Here is a 957-nt window from a genome sequence, read left to right as displayed (position 1 = left end):
TAGACACCTTTACCATATCAGAATGGGGTTCTTTTTTCATCACTTAACAGGTGAAAATGAAAAAGTAAATTTAAGCTGCCGTTAGGCAGTTGGCACATGTTTCAACGAAAAGTATGAATTGTTCAGGGTATTAGAAATATATTAAAGTACATAGGGAGAAATTCATGAAATTATACGGGGAGTTTTTAAAAGAAGATTGGTTAAAAGCATTAGGAGCTTGGGAAGAAAAAATTCCTGCTTCTTTTGTAGTTCATGGTGAATGGGAGCACGATGATAACCTGAAATTATGGAGCGAATTACTAAAAGATGAGAGTTGGCTACCTAAGTGGAATACAGTAATAGGTGATTATAGAGAGACGAAGATCGGCTTCGCAAATGTCTATGGTGCGCCGATGGCAACAAACATTGTCCATCAATTCGGTGCAGCAGGAACTGATTTATTTATTCAAACGGGTTATTGTGGCGGACTAACACACGATGTGAAATATGGGGATATACTTATCGTAACTGAAGCCGGGATGCAAGATGGAGCTTCGCAGTGGTACCTTCCTGATCAGGATGTAGTTAAAGCTGATGAAGCAATGGTAAATGAAGCAATAAGTTACTGTGAAAAGAAGGGATATAGCTATTCAATTGGACGTGTAATTTCTACAAGTGCAATGCTTCTGGAAACAGTTGACATGGTAAACAAATGGTCCGATAACGGTTATACGGGCGTTGATATGGAAACGGCAACGACGTTAGCGGTAGCGAAGAAGTTAAATAAAAAGGCAATAGGCTTATTAAATTTATCAGATCATTTGACTCAAGGTGATACTATCTATTCCTATGACGAATTTACAATTTAAGTGCAACAACAATAATAAAATAAAAAAAGATCCATAGTTTTCCTATAAAATAGATGTACCAACCAACTATTAGAAGGAGAAAGCTATGAATCCATACACACATCTTACC

Annotated in this window: 1 protein-coding gene; it reads left to right on the top strand. The window is 37.0% G+C overall.

Annotated features, from left to right (window positions below):
• Positions 1 to 164 precede the first annotated feature (164 nt).
• Entirely contained in the window at positions 165 to 848 is a 684-nt protein-coding gene (locus tag ACEN3Z_RS11875; RefSeq protein WP_407090983.1) for a nucleoside phosphorylase, read from the top strand.
• The last annotated feature ends 109 nt before the right edge of the window (positions 849 to 957 follow it).

The organism is Ruoffia sp. FAM 26254, from assembly GCF_045528545.1.
GTDB classification, from domain to species: Bacteria; Bacillota; Bacilli; order Lactobacillales; family Aerococcaceae; genus Ruoffia; species Ruoffia halotolerans.
Note: the sequence above shows the minus strand (reverse complement) of the source record. Positions and strands in the feature narration are given on the sequence as shown.